At 68.1% G+C, this 23,829-nt stretch carries 24 protein-coding genes; 10 read left to right on the top strand and 14 right to left on the bottom strand.

Features of this window, described 5'->3' with window-relative positions:
* Positions 1 to 52: 52 nt before the first annotated feature.
* A complete protein-coding gene (locus ACP7AU_RS02875) occupies positions 53 to 871 on the bottom strand; it encodes an alpha/beta hydrolase (protein WP_426050482.1) in 819 nt (272 codons plus the stop codon).
* 45 nt (positions 872 to 916) lie between these two features.
* Here ACP7AU_RS02875 and ACP7AU_RS02870 point away from each other — a divergent pair, with 45 nt between their 5' ends.
* The 6 genes from ACP7AU_RS02870 (at position 917) to ACP7AU_RS02845 (ending at position 6,469) form a co-directional block, all read left to right on the top strand.
* On the top strand, positions 917 to 1,171 hold the full coding sequence (locus tag ACP7AU_RS02870) for an Lrp/AsnC family transcriptional regulator (protein ID WP_303694133.1): 255 nt from the start codon (positions 917 to 919) through the stop codon (positions 1,169 to 1,171).
* Between the two features lie 255 nt (positions 1,172 to 1,426).
* Positions 1,427 to 2,605: an acyl-CoA dehydrogenase family protein gene (locus ACP7AU_RS02865; RefSeq protein ID WP_426037251.1), complete on the top strand. Its 1,179-nt coding sequence runs from the start codon at positions 1,427 to 1,429 to the stop codon at positions 2,603 to 2,605.
* A gap of 4 nt (positions 2,606 to 2,609) precedes the next feature.
* Positions 2,610 to 3,731: an acyl-CoA dehydrogenase family protein gene (locus tag ACP7AU_RS02860; protein WP_426050481.1), complete on the top strand. Its 1,122-nt coding sequence runs from the start codon at positions 2,610 to 2,612 to the stop codon at positions 3,729 to 3,731.
* A gap of 220 nt (positions 3,732 to 3,951) precedes the next feature.
* Positions 3,952 to 5,247, top strand: a complete 1,296-nt coding sequence (hmgA, locus tag ACP7AU_RS02855) for a homogentisate 1,2-dioxygenase (protein WP_426037255.1) — start codon at positions 3,952 to 3,954, stop codon at positions 5,245 to 5,247.
* Between the two features lie 13 nt (positions 5,248 to 5,260).
* Entirely contained in the window at positions 5,261 to 5,611 is a 351-nt protein-coding gene (locus ACP7AU_RS02850) for a hypothetical protein (protein WP_426037257.1), read from the top strand.
* Positions 5,612 to 5,665: 54 nt separating this feature from the next.
* Positions 5,666 to 6,469, top strand: coding sequence for a DUF1295 domain-containing protein (locus tag ACP7AU_RS02845; RefSeq protein WP_426037259.1), 804 nt, complete (start codon positions 5,666 to 5,668; stop codon positions 6,467 to 6,469).
* Between the two features lie 84 nt (positions 6,470 to 6,553).
* Here the strand turns inward: ACP7AU_RS02845 and ACP7AU_RS02840 are convergent, their stop codons facing one another.
* From ACP7AU_RS02840 to ACP7AU_RS02780, 13 genes are all read right to left on the bottom strand, one after another.
* On the bottom strand, positions 6,554 to 6,820 hold the full coding sequence (locus ACP7AU_RS02840; protein ID WP_426037261.1) for a hypothetical protein: 267 nt from the start codon (positions 6,818 to 6,820) through the stop codon (positions 6,554 to 6,556).
* Positions 6,821 to 6,902: 82 nt separating this feature from the next.
* A complete protein-coding gene (glk, locus tag ACP7AU_RS02835; RefSeq protein ID WP_426037263.1) occupies positions 6,903 to 7,871 on the bottom strand; it encodes a glucokinase in 969 nt (322 codons plus the stop codon).
* A complete protein-coding gene (gene edd, locus ACP7AU_RS02830) occupies positions 7,868 to 9,742 on the bottom strand; it encodes a phosphogluconate dehydratase (protein ID WP_426037265.1) in 1,875 nt (624 codons plus the stop codon). Before edd ends, glk begins: the two co-directional genes overlap by 4 nt.
* Complete coding sequence (pgl, locus tag ACP7AU_RS02825; RefSeq protein ID WP_426050480.1) at positions 9,742 to 10,449, bottom strand: 6-phosphogluconolactonase; 708 nt, start codon at positions 10,447 to 10,449, stop codon at positions 9,742 to 9,744. The genes edd and pgl overlap by 1 nt, the downstream gene beginning before the upstream one ends.
* Before the next feature lie 144 nt (positions 10,450 to 10,593).
* Entirely contained in the window at positions 10,594 to 12,051 is a 1,458-nt protein-coding gene (gene zwf, locus ACP7AU_RS02820) for a glucose-6-phosphate dehydrogenase (RefSeq protein ID WP_426050479.1), read from the bottom strand.
* Between the two features lie 38 nt (positions 12,052 to 12,089).
* Positions 12,090 to 12,713, bottom strand: coding sequence for a bifunctional phosphoribosyl-AMP cyclohydrolase/phosphoribosyl-ATP diphosphatase HisIE (gene hisIE, locus ACP7AU_RS02815; RefSeq protein WP_426037271.1), 624 nt, complete (start codon positions 12,711 to 12,713; stop codon positions 12,090 to 12,092).
* Positions 12,714 to 12,860: 147 nt separating this feature from the next.
* Complete coding sequence (gene hisF / locus ACP7AU_RS02810; RefSeq protein WP_426050478.1) at positions 12,861 to 13,628, bottom strand: imidazole glycerol phosphate synthase subunit HisF; 768 nt, start codon at positions 13,626 to 13,628, stop codon at positions 12,861 to 12,863.
* Positions 13,629 to 13,662: 34 nt separating this feature from the next.
* Complete coding sequence (gene hisA / locus ACP7AU_RS02805; RefSeq protein ID WP_426037275.1) at positions 13,663 to 14,397, bottom strand: 1-(5-phosphoribosyl)-5-[(5-phosphoribosylamino)methylideneamino]imidazole-4-carboxamide isomerase; 735 nt, start codon at positions 14,395 to 14,397, stop codon at positions 13,663 to 13,665.
* The gene (gene hisH, locus ACP7AU_RS02800; RefSeq protein ID WP_426037277.1) at positions 14,394 to 14,990 is read right to left on the bottom strand and encodes an imidazole glycerol phosphate synthase subunit HisH; all 597 of its coding nucleotides are present in this window, start codon (positions 14,988 to 14,990) and stop codon (positions 14,394 to 14,396) included. The genes hisA and hisH overlap by 4 nt, the downstream gene beginning before the upstream one ends.
* 166 nt (positions 14,991 to 15,156) lie before the next feature.
* The gene (gene hisB, locus ACP7AU_RS02795; protein WP_426050477.1) at positions 15,157 to 16,596 is read right to left on the bottom strand and encodes an imidazoleglycerol-phosphate dehydratase HisB; all 1,440 of its coding nucleotides are present in this window, start codon (positions 16,594 to 16,596) and stop codon (positions 15,157 to 15,159) included.
* Entirely contained in the window at positions 16,593 to 17,900 is a 1,308-nt protein-coding gene (gene hisD / locus ACP7AU_RS02790) for a histidinol dehydrogenase (RefSeq protein WP_426037281.1), read from the bottom strand. The genes hisB and hisD overlap by 4 nt, the downstream gene beginning before the upstream one ends.
* Positions 17,900 to 18,781, bottom strand: a complete 882-nt coding sequence (gene hisG, locus ACP7AU_RS02785) for an ATP phosphoribosyltransferase (protein ID WP_426037283.1) — start codon at positions 18,779 to 18,781, stop codon at positions 17,900 to 17,902. Before hisG ends, hisD begins: the two co-directional genes overlap by 1 nt.
* Before the next feature lie 7 nt (positions 18,782 to 18,788).
* Positions 18,789 to 19,109, bottom strand: a complete 321-nt coding sequence (locus ACP7AU_RS02780; RefSeq protein ID WP_303694114.1) for a YerC/YecD family TrpR-related protein — start codon at positions 19,107 to 19,109, stop codon at positions 18,789 to 18,791.
* 396 nt (positions 19,110 to 19,505) lie between these two features.
* Between ACP7AU_RS02780 and ACP7AU_RS02775 the strand changes: the two genes are divergently transcribed.
* From ACP7AU_RS02775 to ACP7AU_RS02760, 4 genes are all read left to right on the top strand, one after another.
* A complete protein-coding gene (locus ACP7AU_RS02775) occupies positions 19,506 to 20,912 on the top strand; it encodes a circularly permuted type 2 ATP-grasp protein (RefSeq protein WP_426050476.1) in 1,407 nt (468 codons plus the stop codon).
* A gap of 186 nt (positions 20,913 to 21,098) precedes the next feature.
* The gene (locus tag ACP7AU_RS02770; protein WP_426037287.1) at positions 21,099 to 22,037 is read left to right on the top strand and encodes an alpha-E domain-containing protein; all 939 of its coding nucleotides are present in this window, start codon (positions 21,099 to 21,101) and stop codon (positions 22,035 to 22,037) included.
* A 1-nt stretch (position 22,038) separates the two neighbouring features.
* Entirely contained in the window at positions 22,039 to 22,875 is an 837-nt protein-coding gene (locus tag ACP7AU_RS02765; protein WP_426037289.1) for a transglutaminase family protein, read from the top strand.
* A 94-nt stretch (positions 22,876 to 22,969) separates the two neighbouring features.
* The gene (locus ACP7AU_RS02760) at positions 22,970 to 23,746 is read left to right on the top strand and encodes a peptidase (RefSeq protein ID WP_426050475.1); all 777 of its coding nucleotides are present in this window, start codon (positions 22,970 to 22,972) and stop codon (positions 23,744 to 23,746) included.
* Positions 23,747 to 23,829: the final 83 nt, after the last annotated feature.

Genomic DNA, 23,829 nt, shown 5'->3' with positions numbered 1-23,829 from the left:
CCGTGCCCCGAGCCCCTATAGTGGCGACGCTTTGCCGCGATTGCGAGGGGCTTCAGGCTTTCGCTAGCTCCACGATCCGCTTCACCAGCCCGCTCTCCGGGTCGCCCAGCGGGTCCAGGACGGTAAAGTGATTCAGGCCCGGCAGGGCCTCGAACCGCGCCTCCACTCCCTTGCCGCCCCAGTCGTCCGCCATGTCCCGCGACTGGCGCACGAACTCGCTCGTTTCGTCCGCCCCGACGACGCAATCCAGAACCGTCCCGCCCGGCGTCGATCCGTTCGGGACCGGCCAGTGAACCGGCGACAGGGCGGCCGCCTCGCGCGCGTCCAACCGCAGCGCCTCGTTGAGCGAGGTCGGGATCAGCGGCTCCAGATCGAACAGGCCCGAGATCGCGACGGCCGCCGAAGCCCGTCCCTCCGACAGCATGCAGGCCGCCAGATGCCCGCCGGCGGAATGGCCGAACACCACCGGCCGCCTGCCGGTCCGTGTGCGGATCAGCGCCACCGCATCCCGAATCTCGCCGATGATCCGCCCCAGCCGCACATCGGGGCACAGGTCATAGGACGGCACGGCCAGGCTGACGCCATGCTTCAGAATCGCCGGCGCGATCCAGCTGAACCACGATCGATCCAGCGCCTGCCAGTATCCGCCATGGATGAAGACCGCGACCGGCGCGTCCGGCCCGGCCTCGAACAGGTCCATGGCCTCACGCTTGCCGGGGCCGTAGGACAGGGCGGTCGGCGGATGGAGCACGCGCGCCGCCTCCGCATCCGCCTTCCACCGGGCCATGACGACGGGGTGATCGGGCACGGCGGCCCGGTTGTTGTATCCGGCTTCGAGATCCAAGTCTGATTGGGGGGGCTTATCGCTCACGTGCGCATCCGCTACTCAAGCCCCCGAACACCGGAGCCCACGACCATGATGACCGCCATCTTCGTCTTCATCAAATGCGAGCTGGGCCACGCCAATGACGTCGCCGCCGACATGGTCGACAATGTTGAATATGTCTCGGAGGTCTATTCCACCTCGGGCCAGTACGACCTCCTGGCCAAGTTCCAGCTGCCCCGGGAGATGGACATCGGCACCTTCGTCACGAAGTCGGTCCAGACCCGCCCCCACATCCGCGACACCTTCACCGTCATCACCTTCTCGCCCTTCCTGCCGACGAAGTGACGCCCGGCGTCTCCTCCCTGTCGCGCAGCGATGGGGAGGTGGCTCGGAGCGAAGCGGAGAGACGGAGGGGTTCTTGCCGCCGTCTGGAGCCCCTCCGTCTGCTCGCAAGAGCTAGCATCCACCTCCCCATCGCGAAGCCGCGACAGGGAGGAGACAAAACGCTCGAAGCTGACGCGGCGTCACGGTGGCTTCTCCAGACTGATCGCTGCTAACCTGTCCGTCTGAGGCGCAGGCACAGGCGTCAGGGAGCGAACCATGGCCGATCTGGAAACCTTCCGCGCGGAGACGCGCGCCTGGCTCGAGGCGAACTGCCCGGCGGAATGCCGCGGTCCGCTCGACAATGACGAGGACCGCGTCTGGGGCGGCCGCAACGCGACCTTCAAGACCCCGGCCCACAAGCGCTGGATGGACGCCATGGCCGCGCGCGGCTGGACCGCGCCCCAATGGCCGACCGAGTACGGCGGCGGCGGTCTTGACCGGGAACAGGCCAAGGTCCTCGCCTCGGAGATGCGCCGCATCGACGCCCAGATGCCCCTGTCGTCCTTCGGCATCTGGATGCTGGGCCCGGCGCTGCTGCAGTTCGGAACCGAGGAACAGAAGAAACGCTTCCTGCCCGAGATCGTGCGTGGCGAGATTCGCTGGTGCCAGGGCTATTCCGAACCCGGCGCCGGTTCCGACCTGGCCGCCGTCCAGACCCGTGCCGAGGACAGGGGCGACCACTGGATCATCAACGGCCAGAAGATCTGGACCTCCTACGCCGACAAGGCCGACTGGATCTTCTGCCTGATCCGCACCGACCCTGAGGCACCGAAACACCTCGGCATCTCCTTCGTCCTGTTCGACATGGCCACGCCCGGGGTGACGACACGGCCGATCGAGCTGATCTCGGGAAAGTCCGCCTTCTGCGAGACCTTCTTCGACGACGTCCGCGTCGAGAAGGAAAACCTGATCGGGACGCTCAACCGCGGCTGGGACGTGGCCAAGGCCCTGCTTGCGCACGAGCGGACGATGATCGGCGCCGTCGGCGACATGGGTCGTCCGATCAGCCAGGTCGCGACGGATTCCATCGGCCTCGACGATGCGGGTCGTCTCGACGAACCGATGCTGCGCACGAAGATCGCCGAGCTGGAGATCGACGCCGCCGCCTTCCGCCTGTCGATGGAGCGGGTCGGCGATCAGGTGAAGGCCAAACAGGTCTCTCCGGCCATCGCCTCGATGCTGAAATACTATGGCTCGGAGCTGAACAAGCGCCGCCACGAGCTGGCCATGGCCGCCGGCGGCTCGGACGCCCTGGAGTGGGAAAGCGAGCGCTCGCACAAGGGCACGCCGGCCCGCGACTGGCTGCGCACCAAGGCCAATTCGATCGAAGGCGGCACCTCCGAGGTGCAGCTGAACATCATCGCCAAACACCTGCTTCAGCTGCCGGGAGCCTGAGCCCATGCCCCTGATCCTGACTGAAGAGCAGACCATGCTGAAGGACGCCGCCGACGGCTTCCTCAGCGAAAACGCGCCCATCGCCCACTTCCGCAAACTGCGGGACACGAAAGATGCTGATGGCGTGTCGCGCGACCTGTGGAAGGCGTTCGGCGAGATGGGATTCGCCGGCGTCATCATCCCCGAGGAACACGGCGGCTCCGGCCTCGGCGCGGTCGAGGCGGGCATCGTGGCCGAGGGTCTGGGCCGCACCCTGACGCCTTCGCCCTTCTTCGGCTCGTCGATCCTGGCCGCCCGCATCCTGATCGACGCGGCTTCCGCCGATCAGCAATCCGCCTGGCTACCGAAGATCGCGGCCGGAGAGGCCATTCTGTCACTGGCTCTCGATGAGGGGCCGAAACACCAGCCGTCGCGGATCGCCACCACGGCCGAACGCAGCGGCAACGGCTTCAAGCTCAACGGCGCCAAGGGCTTCGTCCTCGACGGCCACATCGCCGACGCCCTGATCGTGGCGGCCAGGACCGACGCCGGCCTGACCCTGTTCCTCGTCGATCCGAAGACCTCTGGCGTCGAGATCGAGCGCACTGTCATGGTCGACGCCCACAACGCCGCCCGCATCACCCTGACCGACGTCCACGTCGACTCTGACGCCGTCATCGGCGACGTCGATGCGGGCGAGGCGGCCCTCGAGGGCGCACTGAACCTTGGCCGTGCCTGCGCCGCAGCCTGCCTGACCGGCGCTGGCGACCAGGCCTTCCTGACCACGGTCGAATACCTCAAGACCCGCAAACAGTTCGGCAAGCTGATCGGCGAGTTCCAGGCCCTGCAACACCGCGCCGCCCACCTGTTCACCGAGCTGGAGCTGGCCAAGGCCGCCGTCCTCGGCGCCCTGCAGCGCCTCGACGCCGGCGCGCCGAAAGCCTACCTCGCCGTCTCCATCGCCAAGGCCAAGGCCGGCCGCGTTGCGGAGCTGGCGGTCCAGGAAGCGGTCCAGATGCACGGCGGCGTCGGCATGACCGAGGCGTACGATGTCGGCCTCTATATGAAGCGGGTGCGGGTGCTGAACGAACTGCTCGGCGACGCCGGCTTCCACGCCGAGAAGCTGGCGCGGGCTGGGGGATACTAAACCCTCCCTCTCCCGGCGGGAGAGGGCTTGAGGCCCGCAGAGCGATAGCGATGCGTCTTGGCCGAAAGGGTGAGGGGCTGGCGCTAACCGGTGAGGGCACGCCCCTCACCCTTTCACGCAAGGACGCCGGCAAGCCGTCGTGCGCTCAAGCCCTCTCCCGCCGGGAGAGGGTGACGCGCTGAACCACCCCCGCTAAACCTCCCGCCAAGGGAGACTCCGCATGACGCTGAACAGCGCGACCTATCTGACCGGTTTCGGCAACCACTTCGCCACCGAGGCCGTCCCCGGCGCCCTGCCGATCGGCCGGAACTCGCCACAGAAGACGCCGATGGGGCTCTATGCCGAGCAACTCAGCGGCACGGCCTTCACCGCCCCGCGCGCCGAGAACCGCCGCAGCTGGCTCTATCGCCTGCGCCCTTCGGCCCAGCATCCGGCCTATCAGCCGTTCGATCGGGGTCGCGTCCGCTCCGGCCCCTTCCACGACGCCCCGCCCAGCCCGAACCGCATGCGATGGGACCCTCTGCCCCTGCCGACCACGCCGACCGACTGGGTCGAGGGTCTGGTCACCTATGGCGGCAATGGCGATGCGGAGGCCCAGGTCGGCGTCGGCATCCACCTCTACGCCGCCAACCGGTCGATGACGGACCGCGTCTTCTACGACGCCGACGGCGAGCTGCTGATCGTGCCGCAGGAGGGCGACCACGCCTTCGTCACCGAGTTCGGACGGATCGAGGCCAGCGCCGGCCATATCGTCGTCATCCCGCGAGGCGTTCGCTTCCGCGTCGAGTGCAGCGGCCCCATCCGCGGCTATGTCTGCGAGAACTACGGCGCGCCGTTCCGCCTGCCGGACCTGGGCCCCATCGGCTCGAACGGCCTGGCCAATCCGCGCGATTTCGAGACCCCGGTCGCGGCCTTCGAGGACGTCACCCGCCCTACGGAATGCGTGCAGAAATATGCCGGCCGCCTGTGGGTCACGACCTTCGATCACTCGCCGCTCGACGTGGTCGCCTGGCATGGCAACAACGCGCCCTACCGCTGGGACACGGCCCGATTCAACACCATCGGGACGGTCAGCTTCGACCACCCGGACCCCTCGATCTTCACCGTCCTGACGTCGCCATCGGACACGGTCGGCACGGCCAACTGCGACTTCGTCATCTTCCCGCCGCGCTGGATGGTGGCCGAGGACACCTTCCGTCCGCCGTGGTTCCACCGCAACGTCATGAGCGAGTTCATGGGTCTGGTGACCGGCGCCTATGACGCCAAGGAGGGCGGCTTTGCCCCCGGCGGCGCCTCGCTGCACAACTGCATGAGCGGCCACGGCCCGGATCAGGCAAGCTACGAAAAGGCGGTCTCGGCCGACCTCAAGCCGCACAGGCTGGACAATACCCTGGCCTTAATGTTCGAGACCCGTTTCCCGATCCGCACCACGGAATGGGCGCAAACCACGCCGACGATGCAGCTCGACTACGACGACGTCTGGACCGGCTTCGCCAGGGGCGACGTCTCCAAGTAAGCAAGGACTATTCATGCGCATCCTGATCGTCGCCCTCGCAATGTTGTCCGCAGCCTGCTCGCCGATGGCTGAACAGGCCCCGGATGCCGCCGCCCCGACCCAGACCGCGGGGGCGGCCTGCGCCGCGCGGGGCGGGGAGATCATGCGCGTCGGCCGGTTGCAGACCTCGCGCTGCGTCGTGCCCTTCCCGGACGCGGGCAAGGTCTGCCGCGACGGTGACGACTGCCTCGGCGACTGCCGCGCCGAGACCGCGGGTCCGCGCGAGGGAGCGGTCACCGGCGTCTGCGCGCCAAATGACCTGCCGTTCGGTTGCAACACCCCGGTCGAGAACGGCCGCGCCGGCCCGACCCTGTGCGTCGACTGACGGCCCCCAAGGTACAGGACGCATCCGTGCAGGTCATGCTAGCGTTTCTGTCGCATGACCCTGCCTGAACTCGCCGCCCTGCTGGGCCTCAACCTCGCCCTGCTCGCCGTGACGATGCTGGCCCTGTGGGGACTGGCGCTGCGGCTGAAGGATGTCAGCTTCATCGACGGCGTCTGGCCCTTGGGGATGCTGCTCCTGGCCCTGATCACCTTCCCCCGCACCGATGGCGATCAGACCCGAAAATTCCTGCTGCTCTGGCTCTGCGCCGTCTGGGCCGTCCGCCTGGCCTGGCACCTGCTGCGCCGGTGGCGCGCGAACGGCGTCGACGGCCGCTACGCCGAGATCGTCGAGACCCAGGAGAGGGAGCACGGCTGGAGCTTCGGCAAGACCGCCCTGCTGTTCGTCTTCCTGCCCCAGGCGTTTCTGGGGTGGCTGACCTCCCTGCCGGTGCAACTGGGCCAGGTCGAACACGGGCCGATCGGCTGGCTCGGCTGGATCGGGGCCCTCGTCGTCGTGGTCGGAATCGGTTTCGAGAGCGTCGGTGACGCCCAGCTGGCCGCCTTCCGCAAGGATCCGAAAAACAAGGGCAAGGTGCTGGACACGGGCCTGTGGCGCTACACCCGCCACCCCAACTATTTCGGCGACGCCTGCGTCTGGTGGGGGCTGTGGCTGATCGCGGCCGAGACCGGCTGGGTCGGGATCGCCTCGGTGGTCGGGCCGATCTTCCTGACCTTCACCCTGACCCGCTGGTCGGGGATCGGCATCACCGAGAAGGCTATCGGAAAGTCTCGGCCCAAATACGCCGACTACATCCGCCGGACGAGCGCCTTCATCCCGATGCCGCCGAAGAAGACATAGCGAAAACCCCCGCCGCTTTCGCGACGGGGGCTCCGTAGTCTTCTGAAGGCTAGTCGGGGTTCATGACACCCCGTGCCGATCGGCTTAGTGGGCCGGGGCTTCTGGAGCCGAAGGCGAGGTGTTCGGCGTGTTGGCGGTGGTCATGCCGCCATCGGCGTTACCGGCCTGTTGCTCGATGCGGTCGGCTTCAGCGTTCAGGGCAGTTTCCTGGGCTTCGGTCGGAGCGGCCGCAGCTTGCTGCTCCAGGGCGTCGGCCTGGACTTCGGCTTGCTTGTCGGCAGCCGATTCGCCGCAGGCGGCGAGCGAGCCGGCCAGGGCAATGGCGGCGGAGGCGATGATCAGTTTACGCATGGGGAATCCCTTCCAGTGAAGCCGAAAAAATGCACCACCTCACGGAAGGTTCACGGGTGCGTGAAGAAAATTTTGATCGACGCTACGCGATGTCTGCAAAGGCGACGCGTGCGGCCCCGAGCAGGGCGGCATGTTTGTGGGTGATCACCCAGGTCGGGATATCGGCCATATAGTCCTGGAACCGGCCCTTCCTCTCGAACCTCTCACGGAAGGGGCTGGCCTTCAGGAAGGGCAGGATGCGCGGCGCGATTCCTCCGGCGATATAGACCCCGCCCCGCGAACCCATCGTCAACGCCACGTCGCCGGCCACGGCGCCCAGAATGGCGCAGAACCGGGCCAGGGTAGCGCCACAGTGGCTGCGCGGATCGGCCATAGCCTCGTCCGTGATCTGGGCAGGATCATCGATATGGGTCTCGCGGCCGTCGATCTGGGCCAGCGCCCGGTGCATGTTGAGCAGGCCCGGACCGCAGACCAGCCGCTCGATCGACACCCGATCGTAGCGCTGACGCAGGATGCGCAGGATCTCGTCCTCGACAGGATCGCCCGGCGCGAAACAGGCGTGGCCGCCTTCGGACGGCAGGGCGATCTCCCGGCCGTGGATGTCCCGTGCAAGGGCCGACACGCCGAAGCCGGTGCCCGGGCCCAGCACCGCGATGGCGGAATGCGGATCGCCATGGGTCGGGCCGCCCAGATGAGCCAGATCCGCCGCAGGCACGACCGGTGCGCCCCAGGCCAGCGCCTCGAAGTCGTTGATCAGCCGCACAGGGTTCAGGCCAAGTGTCTGAAGCTCGGCCTCCGACACCGCCCAAGGGCTGTTGGTCAGGTCGATGGCGCCGTCCGTCACCGGTCCGGCCACAGCGATGACGCCTCCCGAGGGTTTGACCTCGCAGCCATCGACGAAGGCCGCGACCCCCTTCAGGAAGGTCGGATACTGTTCGGCCGGGAAACTCTCGTGGTGGTCCAGCGTGATCTGGCCGTCGACCATGCGGGCGAGGGCGAAGCGGGCATTCGTTCCGCCGACATCGCCGACGAGAAGGGTGCTGTCGCTCATGCGTCGATCTCCCGGTTCTGCACATTGGGATCGGCGACATCGCGGATCTCGGGTTGCCGCTGCGTCGGTTCGGCCGCGAAACAGATTGAGGCGCCGCGCTCGGCCGACGACACGGCCGCGCGGAAGGCGCCGAACAGCTCGCGGCCATAGCCCCAGCTCTGCACCGAGTTCGGCCGCGCCCGCTCGCGCGTGCTCAGGTCGGCGTCGATGGCCAGGACCCCGGCCTCGGCGTCCAGTCGGACGATGTCGCCCTCGAGCACATAGGCCAGCGGCCCACCCTCCAGCGCTTCCGGCGTCACATGGATGGCCGCCGGGGTCTTGCCCGAGGCGCCCGACATCCGTCCGTCGGTGACGAGGGCGATCGGCACGCCGCGATCCTGCAGCACGCTCATCAGGGGCGAGAGGGAGTGCAGCTCCGGCATGCCGTTGGCTCTGGGCCCCTGGAAGCGCAGGACGATCACGCCGCCCCCGTCCAGCGCGCCCGCCTGGAAGGCCGCCAGGACGTCTTCCTGGGCGTCGAAAACCCGCGCGGGGCCTTCGACCCTGCGATGCTGCGGCTTCACGGCCGAGATCTTGATCACCGCCCTGCCGAGGTTGCCCTTGACCAGCCGCAGGCCGCCCTCGCTGTCGAAGGGGTCGGAGGCGGGACGCAGGATGTCGCGGTCCAGGCTCTCGGCCACGCCATCCTTCCAGACCAGCTCGCCGTCGATCATCGCCGGCTCCTGGAAATAATGATGGATGCCCCGGCCCATGATGGTGGTGACGTCGGAATGGATATGACCCGCCTGGGCCAGTTCCCGCGCCACGAAGGCCACGCCGCCCGCCGCCTGGAAGGCGTTCACGTCGGCTGATCCATTCGGATAGATCCGCGCCAGCAACGGGGTCACGGACGACAGCTGGTCCATGTCGGTCCAGTCGATCAGGACGCCTGCCGCCCGCGCCATGGCCACCAGATGGATGGCGTGGTTGGTCGAGCCGCCGGTGGCCAGCAGGGCCACGATCATGTTGACGATGGATTTCTCGTCGATCACGTCGGCCATCCGGCAGTCGCCGGACTGAGCCAGCTCGACCGCCCGTTTCGCCGCCGCCGCCGTCAGGGCGTCGCGCAGGCCGGTCTCCGGGTGGACGAAGGCGGTCGACGGCATGTGCAGCCCGCCCAGCTCCATCATCATCTGGTTGGAGTTGGCGGTGCCGTAGAAGGTGCAGGTGCCGGGCGAGTGGTAGCTGCCGATCTCGCTGGCCAGCAGGACGGACCGGTCGACCTTGCCTTGCGCGTATTCGGCTCGCACCCGCGCCTTTTCGGCATTGGGGATGCCCGAGGGCATGGGTCCGGCGGGGGCGAAGACGACGGGCAGGTGGCCGAACGCCAACGCCCCCATGAACAGGCCCGGCACGATCTTGTCGCAGACGCCCAGCATCATGGCGGCATCGAAGGCGTCGTGGGTCAGGGCGACCCCAACCGACATGGCGATGACGTCGCGGCTGAACAGCGACAGTTCCATACCCGGCCGCCCCTGGGTGACGCCGTCGCACATGGCGGGCGTGCCGCCGGCGACCTGGGCCGTCGCGCCGACCTCGCGGGTAGCCTTGCGGATCACATCCGGGAAGCGTTCGAACGGCTGATGCGCCGACAGCATGTCGTTGTAGGCGGTGACGATGCCGACGTTGGGCGTCTTGCCGTCCATCACCTTCAGCTTGTCGGCGATGGTCTGGCCCGCGAAGGCATGCGCCCAGTTGGCGCACGACAGCTTGGCGCGACCGACGCCCGCGTCCCGCGCCGCGTCCATGCGGCGGGTGTAGTCGGTCCGCGTCTCTCTCGAGCGCTCGATGATGCGTTGGGTGACTTCCGCCACGACAGGGTGAAGAGCCATCAGTTCGCCTCCGTCCAGACGACTTCGAGCGGGACATTTGCGGCGATCATCGCCGCGATCGGTTGCACGGCCGGATCGCCCTGGGCCTCCCGCTCGAACACCGAACGCTTGGCTGCGCCTTTGAGGGCCAGGATCACCCGACCCGCCGACATCAGGTACGGCAGGTTGATCGAGATCCGCTCCAGGCTCGGCGCTATCCCGTCCCGCCCGTGCGGCACGCCCAGCACCGTGGGCTTCAGCGTCGGCGATAACAGGGTCTTCAGCGTCGGGCTGCCGGGGAACATCGAACAGATGTGCCCGTCCTCGCCCATGCCCAGAAGCACTGCGTCGAACCGCTCGCCGACCGCGGCCAGCCTGTGCGCCGCCACCGCCGCCGCCCGGTCGACGGTGACCTCGGAATGGTACAGCGGAAGGAAGGTCGCCTGTGACGCCGGCCCCTGCAGCAGCACGGCCTTGATCAGCCGCGCGTTCGATTCCGGGTCGGTCTCGGGGACATAGCGCTCATCCACCAGGGTGACCGCGACCCTGTCCCAGCCGATATCCGCCTGGGCCAGGCGGGCATAGACAGGTGAGGGGGTCGACCCGCCGGAGCCGGCGAATAGGGCCCGGCCGTCGGCGAGGACGGCGGCGGCCAGCGATTCTTCGATGCGGCCGGCGATCGTAGTCGACCAGGCGTCGAGGGTGGGGAAGGTTTCGATTTCGGTCATCTTATTTCCGTGCATCCCCGCGAAGGCGGGGACCCAGTTCTGTCGTGAGGCACACGGTCCGTTGGCGGCTGTGCTCACACGGCGCCGCTGATCGCCCAAAGGCCTGGGGCCCCGCCTTCCCGGGGATGCACGGAGCGAAGCGGGTCATGCCTGCGTGTTCCAGTCCCGGCCCGTGCGGGCCATCAGCATGTCAGCGGCATCCGGACCCCAGGTGCCCGCCCGATAAGGCTGCGGCCTGACCTTGCCGTCGACCCAGGCCTGCGACACGCCGTCGACCCACTCCCAGGCCTTTTCCGCCTCGTCGCGGCGCACGAACAGGGTCGAATCCCCGTTCAGCGCATCGAGCAGCAGCCGCTCATAGGCGATGCGCCGACGCGGGGGCTTGTCGCTCTTGCCGCCAACGCCCCACGACAGGCTCATCTGGATCGGCTGCAGCTGCATTCGCTGATCCAGTCCCGGCTTCTTGTTCATCACCGTCAGGGAGATGTCCTCTTCGGGCTGAAGCTCGATGACCATACGGTTGGCGGCATCCTCGTCGCGGGCGTCCTGGCCGAAGATGGAGTGGGGCACCGGCTTGAACTGGATGACGATCTCGGTGCGCTTCTCGGGCAGGCGCTTGCCGGTGCGCAGGAAGAAGGGCACCCCGGCCCAGCGCCAGTTGTCGATGTCGACGCGGATGGCGACGAAGGTCTCGGTGTCGGAATCCGCGCCGCGCTCCTCGTCGTAGCCCGGAACGCGCTGGCCCTTGACGGTGCCCGAAACATACTGGCCGCGCACGGTGGTGCGCTCGGCGTCCTCGTCGGTGATCGGGCGCAGCGAGCGGATCACCTTGACCTTCTCGTTGCGCACCGAATCCGGATCGAGGTCCGAGGGCGGCTCCATCGCCACCAGACACAACAGCTGCAGCATGTGGTTCTGCAGCATGTCCCGAAGCGCGCCGTATTCGTCGTAGTAGGGCCAGCGGTCGCCGACCCCGACGGTCTCGCCGACCGTGATCTGGACATGGTCGATCGACAGATTGTTCCACAGCGGCTCGAAGATGGCGTTGCCGAAGCGCAGGGCGATCAGGTTCTGCACCGTCTCTTTGCCCAGATAGTGGTCGATGCGGAACACCTGCTGTTCCGAGAAGGCGTCGGCGACCGCGTCATCGATGGCGCGGAAGCTCTCGAGATCGCGCCCGACCGGCTTCTCCAGCACCACGCGGTCTTCGGGCTCGGCCAGACCCGCCGCACGCATGGCCGTGACGATCTTCGCATAGAGGGACGGCGAGACGGCCAGGAAGCTGGTGCAGGCCCCGTCGCCCACCTTGTCCTTCAGCGGCTTCAGGCTCTCCGCGGAGGTGGCGTCGACGGCGAGATAGTCGAGGCGCGCCTTCATCCGGCTCCAGCTGGCGTCATCCCAGGCGTCGTCCGCCTTCGCCTTGCCCTCGACGGCCGCGCGGACCTTCTCGATATACTCGTCCCGGCTCTCCTCGGAGCGGGCCGCGCCGATGATTTTCAGCCCGTCCGGCAACAGGCCGTCGTGCTCGAGGAAATAAAGCGAGGGCAGCAGCATGCGCATCGCCAGATCGCCACCGCCGCCGAACAGCACCAGAGCCGTCATGCTTGCCTGTCTCCCTGTCGGGGACGAGGCCCCGTCGTCTATTGTGGTTGTTTGGCCGGTCGCTCGCGCGAGGCCAACACGTCCAGCACCGCCTGAAACGACAAGTGACGCGCCCGTAACAGAACGAGCAAGTGGTAGATCAGGTCCGCCGCTTCGGATGCGACCTCTTCATCAGGCCCGGCGGCGCCGGCCAGGGCCGTCTCCACGCCCTCCTCGCCGACCTTCTGTGCGGCCCGCTTGGGCCCCTGCGCCAGGAGCTTCGCCGTCCAGCTGCTTTCCGGATCGGCGCTCGCGCGTTCGGCGATGGTCCGTTCCAGACGCGCGATCCGGCCCAGGCCCGGCGCGTCCGCATCGCCGAAACAGCTGGTCGTCCCGAGGTGACAGGCCGGCCCCATCGGCCGCACCGCCAGCACCAGGGCGTCGCCGTCGCAGTCGGGCGTGATCGACACGACCGTCAGCCGGTTGCCGGACGTCTCGCCCTTGCGCCAGCGGCCGCCCCGCGAGCGCGAGAAGAAGGTCGCCTCGCCGCTCTCGATTGTCTCCTCCAGCGCCGCCCGGTCCATATAGGCGAGCGTCAGCACCTGGAGGGTGTCGGCGTCCTGCACCACGGCCGGGATCAGGCCGGCGCCCTTTGCGAAGTCGAGGTTGGATGGATCGATCATCTTAGGTTCCATGCATCCCCGCTAAGGCAGGGATCCAGTTCTTTCGTGACGCACGGCGTCCGGGATTGATGTGAGGCACGCGCCGGGTCTGCCCGATCGTCTGAAAACCGGGGTCCCCGCCTCCGCGGGAATGCATCGAGAGGGTGGTCACTGCCGCACCTCAACACCCGCGCCCGCCAGGAATGCCTTCAGATCAGGCACCGCGATCTGTCCGGAGTGGAAGACGCTGGCCGCCAGCGCGCCCGACACGTTCGCCCGGTCGAACACGTCGAGGAAATGAGACGCCGCCCCGGCCCCGCCCGAGGCCACCAGCGGGACGGTCAGTCGCGCCCGCGCATCGGCCAGCTGCGCCGTGTCATAGCCCTTGCGCACCCCGTCCTGGTCGATGCAGTTCAGCACGATCTCGCCGGCGCCGCGCTCCTGCGCCTCGACGATCCAGTCCATCGTCCGTCGCCCGGCGAGGCGCCGCGCATCGGGATCGCCGGTGTATTTGTGCACGACATAGGTGCCGTCCTCGCGCCGACTATCGACGCCGACGACGACGCACTGCGACCCCAGCCGCTCGGCTATCTCGGAGATCAGCTCAGGCCGCTCCAGTGCCGGCGAGTTGATCGAGACCTTGTCCGCCCCGTTGTCGAGACAGGCCGCCGCCTGATCCACGCTGCGGATTCCGCCCGCCACGCAGAAGGGGATGTCCAGTAGCCTGGCGATATCCCGCACCCAGCCATAGTCCAGCGTGCGCCCCTCGGGGCTCGCGGTGATGTCATAGAAGACCAGTTCGTCGGCGCCCTCGTCGCGATAGCGGGCGGCAAGTTCGCCGGCGTCGCCCATGTCGACATGCCCCTCGAACCGCACGCCCTTCACGACCCGGCCGTCCTTGACGTCGAGGCAGGGGATGATGCGTCGAGCCGTCATTGGACGACTCGCTTCTTGAGAAGGGATGCGGCGGTCAAGTCACAGCCTCGATCGCCTGTCGCGCGGTGAACCGGCCCTCGTAGATCGCGCGCCCGACGATGGCGCCGTCGCAGCCGATGGCTTTCGCCGCCAGCAGGTCCTCCAGCGAGGAGACCCCGCCCGATGCCTGCACCTTCAGCTCCGGCCGCCGTTTCAGCACTTCGGCCAGCAGCTTCAGATTCGGCCCGGTCAGCGCACCGTCCCGACCTACGTCGGTGATCAGCACATGTTTCAGCGTCCCGACCGGATAGCGATCCAGCGCCGCCCAGAGGTCCAGCCCCGCGGCCTCGGTCCAGCCCTTCAGCGAGGGTACGGGAACCCCGTCCTCGCCGACTCGAACGTCGAACGCCAGAGTGATCCGATCCGGGCAGAATCGCTCCAGCCATCCCGCCACCACGACCGGATTGCTGACGGCCAGCGATCCGACCACGACCCGCGACACGCCCGCAGCCAGCAGCCGCTCCACATCGTCCACGTCGCGCACGCCGCCGCCCGACTGGATCTTGACGTCGATACTGCCGGCCAGTTCGCCGACCAGGGCTTGCTGCACCGCGCGGCCGGCCTCAGCGCCGTCCAGGTCGACGATGTGGACCCAGGTCGCGCCCTCGGCGACGAACGCCGCCAGCCGCGCGGCCGGGACCTGATCATACTCGGTCACCTGATCGAACCGGCCATGCATCAGCCGCACGCAGACGCCGTTCCGCAGATCGATGGCGGGATAGACGATCATGCGTCGAGCTCCAGGAAGTTTCGCAAGATTTGTGCGCCGGCCTTCGCCGAACGCTCCGGGTGAAACTGGCAGCCCCAGCGATTGCCTTGTCGCACCATGGCCGGAACCTCGGCGCCGTAGTCGGCGCAGGCGATGGTCGCATCGGTATCGGGACAGACGTAGGAATGCACGAAATAGGCATAGTCGCCCTCGCGAACGTCCTGCAGGATCGGGTCGTCGGCCAGCCCATGGAGCTGGGACCAGCCCATGTGCGGCACCGGCAGGTCGTCGCGGACAGGCATCCGGGTGACCCTTCCGGGAATGAACCCGAGCATAGTCGCCCCGCCGTTCTCCTCGCTCTCGGCGAACAGCAGTTGTTGGCCGAGGCACAGGCCCAGCAGCGGCCGTTCGAACCTTTTGATGATGTCGGTCAGGCCGAGGGCGCCCATCCGCTCCATGGCGTAGCCCGCAGCCCCGACGCCCGGCAGGACGACCCGCTCGGCCTCCGCGATCACGGCGGCGTCCGAGGTCACGACGACTTCGGCGCCCAGCCGCTCCAGCGCGAACTGGACGGACGCGGTGTTGCCCGCGCCGAGGTGTACGATGGCGATCAAGATCCTTCTCCCCTCGGGGGAGAAGGTGGCTCGCGGAGCGAGACGGATGAGGGGGCTCTGTCCGCACGCTCGATTGCCGAAGGCCGATTCGCTGAAGCGGCCCCCTCATCCGAGCCCTTCGGGCCCACCTTCTCCCCCGAGGGGAGAAGGAAACCGGATGCGCTCATCACAGCACCCCCTTGGTGCTCGGCACGGCGTCGCCCTCGACCCTAATGGCCTGCCGCAGCGCCCGGCCGAAGCCCTTGTAGACGGCCTCGGTCTTGTGGTGGTCGTCGTCGCCGGTGACCGAGATATGCACCGCCGCCCCCATGGCCTCGGCCAGCGAGCGGAAAACGTGGGCCGTCAGGTCGGTGCGATACTCGCCGATGAAGGGCGTCGCGAACGTCCCCTCGAACAGGGGGTAGGGCCGTCCCGACAGGTCGATGGCCACTTTGGCCTCGGCCTCGTCCATCGCCAGGACGAAGCCGTACCGCTGGATGCCGCGCCGTTCGCCGAGCGCCTGTTTCAGCGCCTGGCCCAGGGCGATGGCGCTGTCCTCGATCGTGTGGTGCGGATCCGTGTGCAGATCGCCTTCGCATTGCAGGCGCAGCGAGAACCCGCCGTGCGCCGCCACCTGTTCCAGCATGTGGTCGAAGAAGCCGACGCCGGTCTCGATCCGGATCGGCCCGGTCGCGTCGAGATCGACGGCGCAGACGATGCGCGTCTCTTTCGTGTCGCGCACGGCCTGCCCGACCCGGTGCGGCCGCGTCTTGGCCGGCGCCAGACCGAGCGCCGTCAACAGCCGGTCGTTGACCTCGGGCTTGATCGAAACCGGCAGCCTCAGCCGATCGCGATCTCCGGTTTTGGGCCGGTCCGCCGCCACAGCGTATCTGGTCAGTTCGGCCAGCGTCGCCTCGATGTCCGACGGCCGCGCCATCAGGATCGGCCCGACGCCGCTCTCGACGACCATGGCCCGGCCGATCTCGCGCACCAGCCGCTCGCGTTCGCGCCGCACGGCCGCGATCCGCTCCGTCGTCTCGATCATCCGCGACGGGTCCAGGGCCTGGATCGCCAGTCGCACCAGAGGCTCGGGCAGGGCGTAGGGTTCGACCACATCCGCCAGCCGGGCCAGGGTGTGCGCCTGCGCCAACGCCGCCCCGACCCGCGCGCCGGCGAGCCCATAGGCCAGCGACAGGCTGCGCAGGATGACCAGATTGGCGTGGTCCGCGATCAGGGTCGTCGCCGACGGCGCATCCGCGAACTCGACCAGCCCCTCGTCGACGACCAGCAGGGCCGGCGCGACCCGTTCCGCCATCTCGGCCACGGCTTCCGCAGAGCCCAGAGCGCGGATCACCACCGCCGCCCGTTCGCCGTCGCGGGCGCGATAGATGCGGCTCAGTCCGGCATAGGGCTCGGCGTCGGGCGCCTCGACCGATCGGCCCTCGCGCGCCGCCAGCCGCCAGACCAACTCCAGCCCGTGCGTCAGGCCGCGCACCGCCAGCACCTCATCGGGCGCGACGCCGTAGATCTGCGCCATGCGCGCCTGCAGGGCGGACGCGTCACCGGGATAGTTCTCAAGCCCGTCGCCGCCGGCGACGAGGGGGGAATAGGGGGCCGGCAGGGTCACGGCACGCTCCTCAGATCCGCCGCCCGGGCGTGGGCTTCCAGCCCCTCCAGCCGCGCCAGCCGAGCCGCGATCGGCCCCAGCCGTTCGGCGCCGGCCTCGGTCACCGTCTGCACCGACATGGAGGTCATGAAGCTGGACGTCGTGATCCCGCCCAGCGTCCGCGCCCCGCCGTCGGTCGGCAGGACGTGGCTCGGCCCCGCCGCATAGTCGCCGAGGGTCTCGGCAGCCCAGCGCCCGACGAAGACCGCGCCCGCCGCCCGGATCGAGGGCACCAGCTTTTCGGCGTCCTCGACATGCAGCGCCAGGTGTTCGGGGCCGTAGAGGTTCGACACTGCGACCGCCTCGGCCAGATCGCCGACCAGCACCGCCCGCGCCTCGGCCAGCGACGCGCGCGCGATGGCTTCGCGGGGCAGGGTGGAGACCTGCTCCTCGACCGCTTCGAGCACTGCGTCGATCGTCGCGGCCCGCTCGGCGACCAGAACGACCTGGGCGTCGGCGTCGTGTTCGGCCTGGCTCAGCAGGTCGGCCGCGACCAACTCCGGATCGGCGAACCGGTCGGCGATGACCAGCAGTTCCGAAGGCCCAGCCGGCATGTCCGCCGACGGCCCGCCGGGCAGGGACGACGCATAGCGCTTGGCCTCGGCCACATAGGCGTTGCCCGGCCCGAACAGCTTGTCGCAGGCGGGAATCTCGCCGTCGTCGAGCGTCACACCGAAGGTCATGGCGGCGATCGCCTGGGCTCCACCCAGCAGCCACAGGGCGTCGAGCCCGGCCTCGGCGGCGGCGAGGATCATCGCCGGATGCGCCGAACCGTCCTTCGACGGCGGGGTCACGGCGACGCGGGTCGTCACGCCCGCGACGCCCGCCGGAATGGCCAGCATCAACAGGGACGAGAACAGCGGCGCCGTGCCGCCGGGCGCATAGAGACCGGCCGCGCCGATGGGTCGCCAGACGATCCGCGAGGTCACGCCCGGCGTCGTCTCGACCCGTTTCGAATCCTCGGGCGTCGTGGCCTGATGGAAGACACGTACATTCTCCGCCGCGACCCGCAGCGCCCGCGTATCCGCCGGGGGCAGGGCATTGCGCGCCTCGGCGACCACGGCGTCGGTGATGGCGATGCGCCGCGGTGGCGCGCCGTCCAGCTTGATCGCCCACTCGGTCACGGCCTCGCCGCCGCGCGCCTGCACGTCGTCAAAGATCGCGCGCACGACGTCGCCGACACGCGTTTCCGAGCGCCGTTTCGGCCGGGCGAGGGCGTCTTTCCGCCCCGCCGCATCCAGCGATGACCAGTCGAACCGCTTCATCACATCATCTTCTCGATCGGCAGGACCAGGATGGCCGAGGCGCCCGCCCGCTTGAGCTTCTCCAGCGTCTCCCAGAAGACGGCCTCCTGACACACGGCATGGACCGCGACTGCATCATCCCGGCCCATCAGCGGCATCACCGTCGGCGCGCCGGCGCCGGGCAGGATCGCCGTGATCTCGTCCAGGGCTGAGCGCGGGGCGTTCAGCATGACATATTTGGCCCCCTGCGAGGACACCACGCCGGCCATCCGCTCGATGATCGAATCCAGCAGATGCTGCAGCCCCGGCTCTGGCGCCACGGGCGACCGGATCAGCACGGCCTGGCTTTCGAACACCGTCTCCTTGGCGATCAGGCCGTTGGCTTCCAGCGTTGCGCCCGTGGAGACCAGGTCGCAGATCGCCGCGGCCAGTTTCAGCCGGGGGGCTACCTCGACGGCCCCGCGCATGACGACGGTCTCGGCTCGGATCCCACGCTCATCCAGATAACGCCTGAGGATCTTCGGATAGGAGGTCGCGATCCGCAGCCCCTCCAGAGAGGCCGGTCCAGCGTAGTCGAGCGTGGGCGGACAGGCGAGCTTCAGCGTGCACTTGCCGAAACCCAGCGGCATGATCACCGAGGCGTTCGCGCCACCATTCTTGCCTTCCTCCAGCACGTTCTCGCCGACGATGCCAAGGTCGCAGACCCCATCCGCCACAAAGGTCGGGATGTCGTCGTCGCGCACCCGCAGCAGGTCGATCGGGTAGTTCTCGACCTTGTAGAGCAGGTCGTTGGCGCCCTTCACGACGCGAAGGCCGGCGTCCCGCACCAGGTCGAGGCTGCGGTCGGCCAGGCGGCCGGATTTCTGCACGGCGATGCGAAGTCGCCCCTGTACTGTACTCATCGGGAAATCAGGCTTTCTTGTTCATTCGGTCCAGGACGAGGCGATAGCCCTGATGGTTCATTTCGCGCAGGAAACGCGCGACGCGGACGACCGTTGTCGGGCTGGCGCCCGCTTCTACGGCGATTTCGCGATAGGTCCTGGACTTCTCGTCCAGCAGTCTCGCCACGGCCCAGCGCTCGGCGAAGGCGCGCAGTTCGGCGGGGGTGCACAGGTCGGACAGGAAGGCGTCCAGCTCGGCAGGCGTCTTCAGCGACAGGAGGGCGTCGTACAGCGCCATCCGGTCGTCGGCGGCCTTGTTCACGGCCTTGCGGGAAAGAGGGTCGGACATCTGAGCGTTCCACTATGCTGTAACAGTGGAACGGTCAAGGGCTGAGTCACGACCCTCCCTCTTGCGGACGAGGGCGTAGCCTTCCTGCTCCAGAGCCGCTTCCTGGCAGAGCTTGCCGCGATGTTCCGGGATGTCTTGACCCGTCAGAAGTCCCACCGTCAGGGAAGGTGGCGCGGCGCGTGTTCGCGACATGACGAAGGGGCCCCGCCGCAGATTCGGTGTCGGGGGCTGGTCCCGTCCACCACAGCGCAAACGCGCTGCGGTCCCCATCCCTCGATGGGGGAGGAATAATTCCGCACCGCAACAAAACTGTTGCGTATCGGTTGTCGCCCGGTCCACGCTGCCCGATCACCAAAGTGGCCGCCAGGTTCGGGAGCGACCGTCACGTTCGACGAAATGTCAGGCCATGCCGGATCCCAGGAGGTCCGAAAGAGCTACCGGACGCTTGCCCGGTGGCTCGAAACCGCGCCGCCGGACCTGCTCCAGGCCCGGTCGCGTCAGGCGGAGTTGTTCTTCCGCCGCATGGGCGTGACCTTCGCGGTCTATGGCGACGTTGAATCCAACGAGCGTCTCATCCCCTTCGACGTGGTGCCGCGCATCATCGGCAAGTCCGAATGGGATGAACTGGAAAAGGGGCTGAAGCAGCGCGTCAGCGCGATCAACGCCTTCCTGAAAGACATCTACGGCCCGCAGGAGTGCATCCGCGCCGGCATCGTCCCGGCCGAACTGACCTTCACCAACCCCCACTATCGGCCGGAGATGCAGGGCCGGCGTCCGCCGGGGGACATCTGGACCCACATCTGCGGCGTCGACCTCGTCCGGACGGGCGAGGACGGGTTCGTGGTGCTTGAGGACAATTGCCGCACGCCGTCGGGCGTCTCCTACATGCTGGAGAACCGCGAGATGATGATGCGGTTGTTCCCTGACCTCTTCGCCGAGCACCGCATCCGCCCGGTCGAGACCTATACCGACATGCTGCTGGCCAGCCTCCGCGCCAGCGCCCCGGACCACGCCGGCGCCGATCCGAACGTCGTCGTCCTGACGCCCGGCCCCTTCAACTCAGCCTACTACGAACACAGCTTCCTGGCCGACAAACTGGGGGTCGAGCTGGTCGAGGGCGGGGACCTGTTCGTCAATGACGACATCGTCTTCATGCGCACGACCGAGGGCCCAAAGCGGGTCGACGTCATCTATCGCCGCGTCGACGACGACTGGATCGATCCCCTGACCTTCCGTCCGGACTCCACGGTCGGCGTGCCCGGGCTGATGGCGGCCTACACCGCCGGAAACGTCACCCTGTCGAACGCGGTCGGCACCGGCGTCGCCGACGACAAGGCCGTCTACACCTACATGCCTGAGATCATTAAGTTCTTCTCGGGCGGCGACCCGATCCTGGGCAACGTTCCTACCTGGCGCTGCCGCGAGCCGGACGCGCTCAAGGAGGTGCTCGACAAGCTGCCCGAACTGGTCGTCAAGGAGGTCGGCGGCTCCGGCGGCTACGGCATGCTGGTCGGCCCGGCCGCGACCAAGGCCGAGATCGAGGTCTTCCGGGCCAAGCTGATCGCCGACCCCGACGATTTCATCGCCCAGCCGACCCTGGCGCTGTCGACCGCCCCGACGCTCGACAGCAGCGGCGGCCTGTCGCCCCGCCACGTCGACCTGCGCCCGTTCGTCCTGTCCAGCCCCGCCGGCATCCGCGTCGCTCCGGGCGGCCTGACGCGCGTGGCGCTGAAACAGGGCTCGCTGGTGGTCAACTCCAGCCAGGGCGGCGGGACCAAGGACACCTGGGTGCTGGATGACTGAGCTGCGCAACATGTTTCCTCCCCGTCGCCGCTTGGCGATGGGGAGGGGGACCGCCCGCCGCTTGGCGGGTGGTGGAGGGGCTTTTGACGCAAGCACATCGGGTTCGCGTCAAGAAAGAACCCCTCCGTCTTTCCGCGACGCTCCGAGCCACCTCCCCATCGCCGCGCGACAGGGAGGAGACGCTTCGTGCTGAGCCGCACCGCAGAGAGCCTGTACTGGACCGGCCGATATATGGAACGCGCCGACTTCCTGGCGCGCATCCTGGAGGCGGCCGTGCGTCTGGCCGCGCTGCCGGCCCGCGACGGCGCCGCCGCCACGGCCTGGGCCTCGGCCATCGCCTCGGCCGGCGTCTCGCGCCAGTTCGCGGCCAGTGCCCGCACCCCGTCGGAGAAGTCGGTCCGCGAGTATCTGGCCTTCGCGCCGGACAATCCCTCCTCGATCCGGGCCTGCATCACTGCGGCCCGCACCAACGCCCGGTCGGTCCGCACCGCCCTGACCATCGAGCTGTGGGAGGCCATCAACGGCGCCTGGAACGGGCTCAACGAGTTCGGCGAACCGACCAAGCGCGACGACTTCATCCGCTATCTGGAGTGGGTCAAGAACGTCTCCCTCGCCGTCGAGGGCGCCTCGTCGCGGACCATGTTGCGCAACGACGCCTACTGGTTCCTCCGTCTGGGCATGGCGATCGAGCGGGCTGACAACACGGCCCGCCTGCTGGACGTCAAATATCACCTGCTGCTCCCGGCCGGAGAGCGGGTCGGCGGCCAACTCGACTATTTCCAGTGGACGACGCTTCTTCGCGAGGTTTCCGCCCTGACCGCCTACCGTTGGGTCTATCGCGAGAGCGTCCGCCCCTGGCTGGTCGCCGATCTGATGGTGCTGAACCGCCAGATGCCGCGCTCCCTGGCCAGCTGTCAGGGGATGATCGTTAGCTATCTGGACCGGCTGGCCACCGACTACGGGCGACGCGGACCCGCCCAGCGCATCGCCTCGGCGCGGCTGACGCGGTTCAACGAGACCAATATCGAAGAGATCTTCCAGTCCGGCCTGCACGAATACATCCTCGCCTTTCTGAGTGAGAACAACGCCCTGGCAGCGGCCGTCCACGATCAGTACCTGGTGTAGGATGCGCATCCGGATCGACCACGAAACCCGTTACGCCTACGACCGCGCCGCCCGGTTCATCGTCCAGGTGCTTCGCCTGACGCCGCGCTCGACCGAAGGCCAGCAGGTCCGCGACTGGCGCATCGAGACCGACGTCGACGCCCACCTGCGTCGCTCCGAAGACGCCTTCGGCAACATCGTCCACACCCTCTATACCGAGCGGCCCACCAACGCCCTGATGGTGCGGGTGACCGGCGAGATCGCGACCGTGGACACCGGCGGCGTCCTGCGCGGAAGCCCCGAGCGGCTCTCGCCTCTCGTCTTCCTGCGCGACACTCCTCTGACCCATGCCGACGGACCGTTGCGCCAACTCGCCGCCGAGGTCGGGGAGCAGGGTGACACGCTCGCCCGCCTGCACCGTCTGATGCAGGCCATCAACAGCACGGTCGCCTTCATGGTCGGCTCGACCACCGCCGACCACACCGCCGCCGACGCCTGGGCCCAGCGTCAGGGCGTCTGCCAGGACCACGCCCAGATCTTCATCTCGGCCGCCCGCCGCATGGGCATCCCGGCCCGCTACATCTCCGGCCACCTGCACCGCACCGACGGGATAGAGAACCAGGAGGCCGCCCACGCCTGGGCCGAGGCCTGGGTCGAGGATCTGGGCTGGGTCGGCTTTGACGCCGCCAACGGCATCAGCCCGACCGAACACTATGTCCGCGTCGCCTGCGGTCTCGACGCGCTCGGGGCCTCGCCCATTCGCGGCATCAGCTACGGCGGGGGGCGCGAGACCATGACCGTGGCGCTGCGTGTGCGCGAGATGCAACAGACCCAGCAGCAACAGCAGTCGCAGGCCTGATCATGAACGCCGTTAACCTCGTGTTGAATCCCGAATCTGTTAACGTGACTGTTCCATTCGGATGGAGGCCCCGGTTCGGGGCCAGTCTTTCTCTATGACTTACTGCGTCGGCATGATGGTGGATGAGGGTCTGGCGATGATCGCCGACACCCGCACGAACGCCGGTGTGGACAACATCTCCTCCTACAAGAAGCTGCACGTCACCGAGATCACCGGCGACCGCGTCATCTCCATCGCCACCGCCGGCAACCTGTCGGTGACCCAGACGGCCCTGGCCATGCTGGCCGAAGGCGTGCTCATGCCCGGTCACGACGTGCCGGAAACGCTCGAGACCTGCCCGACCCTGTTCCGCGCGGCCCAGCTGGTCGGCTACTGCCTCAACCAGGTGCGCCAGGACCTTCAGCCGACAGTGGCTGCTGATGCGCTGAAGGTCACGGCCTCCATGCTGCTCGGCGGCCAGATCAAGGGCGGCAAGATGGGCCTCTACCTGATCTACGCGCAGGGCAATTTCATCGAGTGCGGGACCGATACCCCCTACCTCCAGATCGGCGAGCTGAAGTATGGCAAACCCATCCTGGACCGGGCCCTGCACCCTGACACCCCGATGTCCGAGGCGGTCAAACTGGGGCTGATCAGCTTCGATTCGACCATCCGCTCGAACATCGCGGTCGGACCGCCCTTCGACATGATCGTGATCCCGCGTGACACCCTGCACGGCGACCAGCGCCGCATCGAGGCCGACGATCCCTACTTCAAGGATCTCGGCCGCCGCTGGTCCGAAGCCCTGGCCGAGGCGCATCGGTCCATGCCCGCCCCGCCGTGGATGGAACCGACCCTCGCCGCGCGACCCTGTATTTCGGTGGTGGGATAAGCTTCCCCTCTTCCTCGGGAAAGGAGGGCCATCCGGTGTTGAAACTGCGACTAACTCGCAAATTGCCTTGCCTGCTCCGGCCA

Source organism: Brevundimonas sp. SL161 (assembly GCF_049896985.1).
GTDB lineage: Bacteria > Pseudomonadota > Alphaproteobacteria > Caulobacterales > Caulobacteraceae > Brevundimonas.
This window is presented reverse-complemented; position numbering and strand designations above follow the sequence as displayed.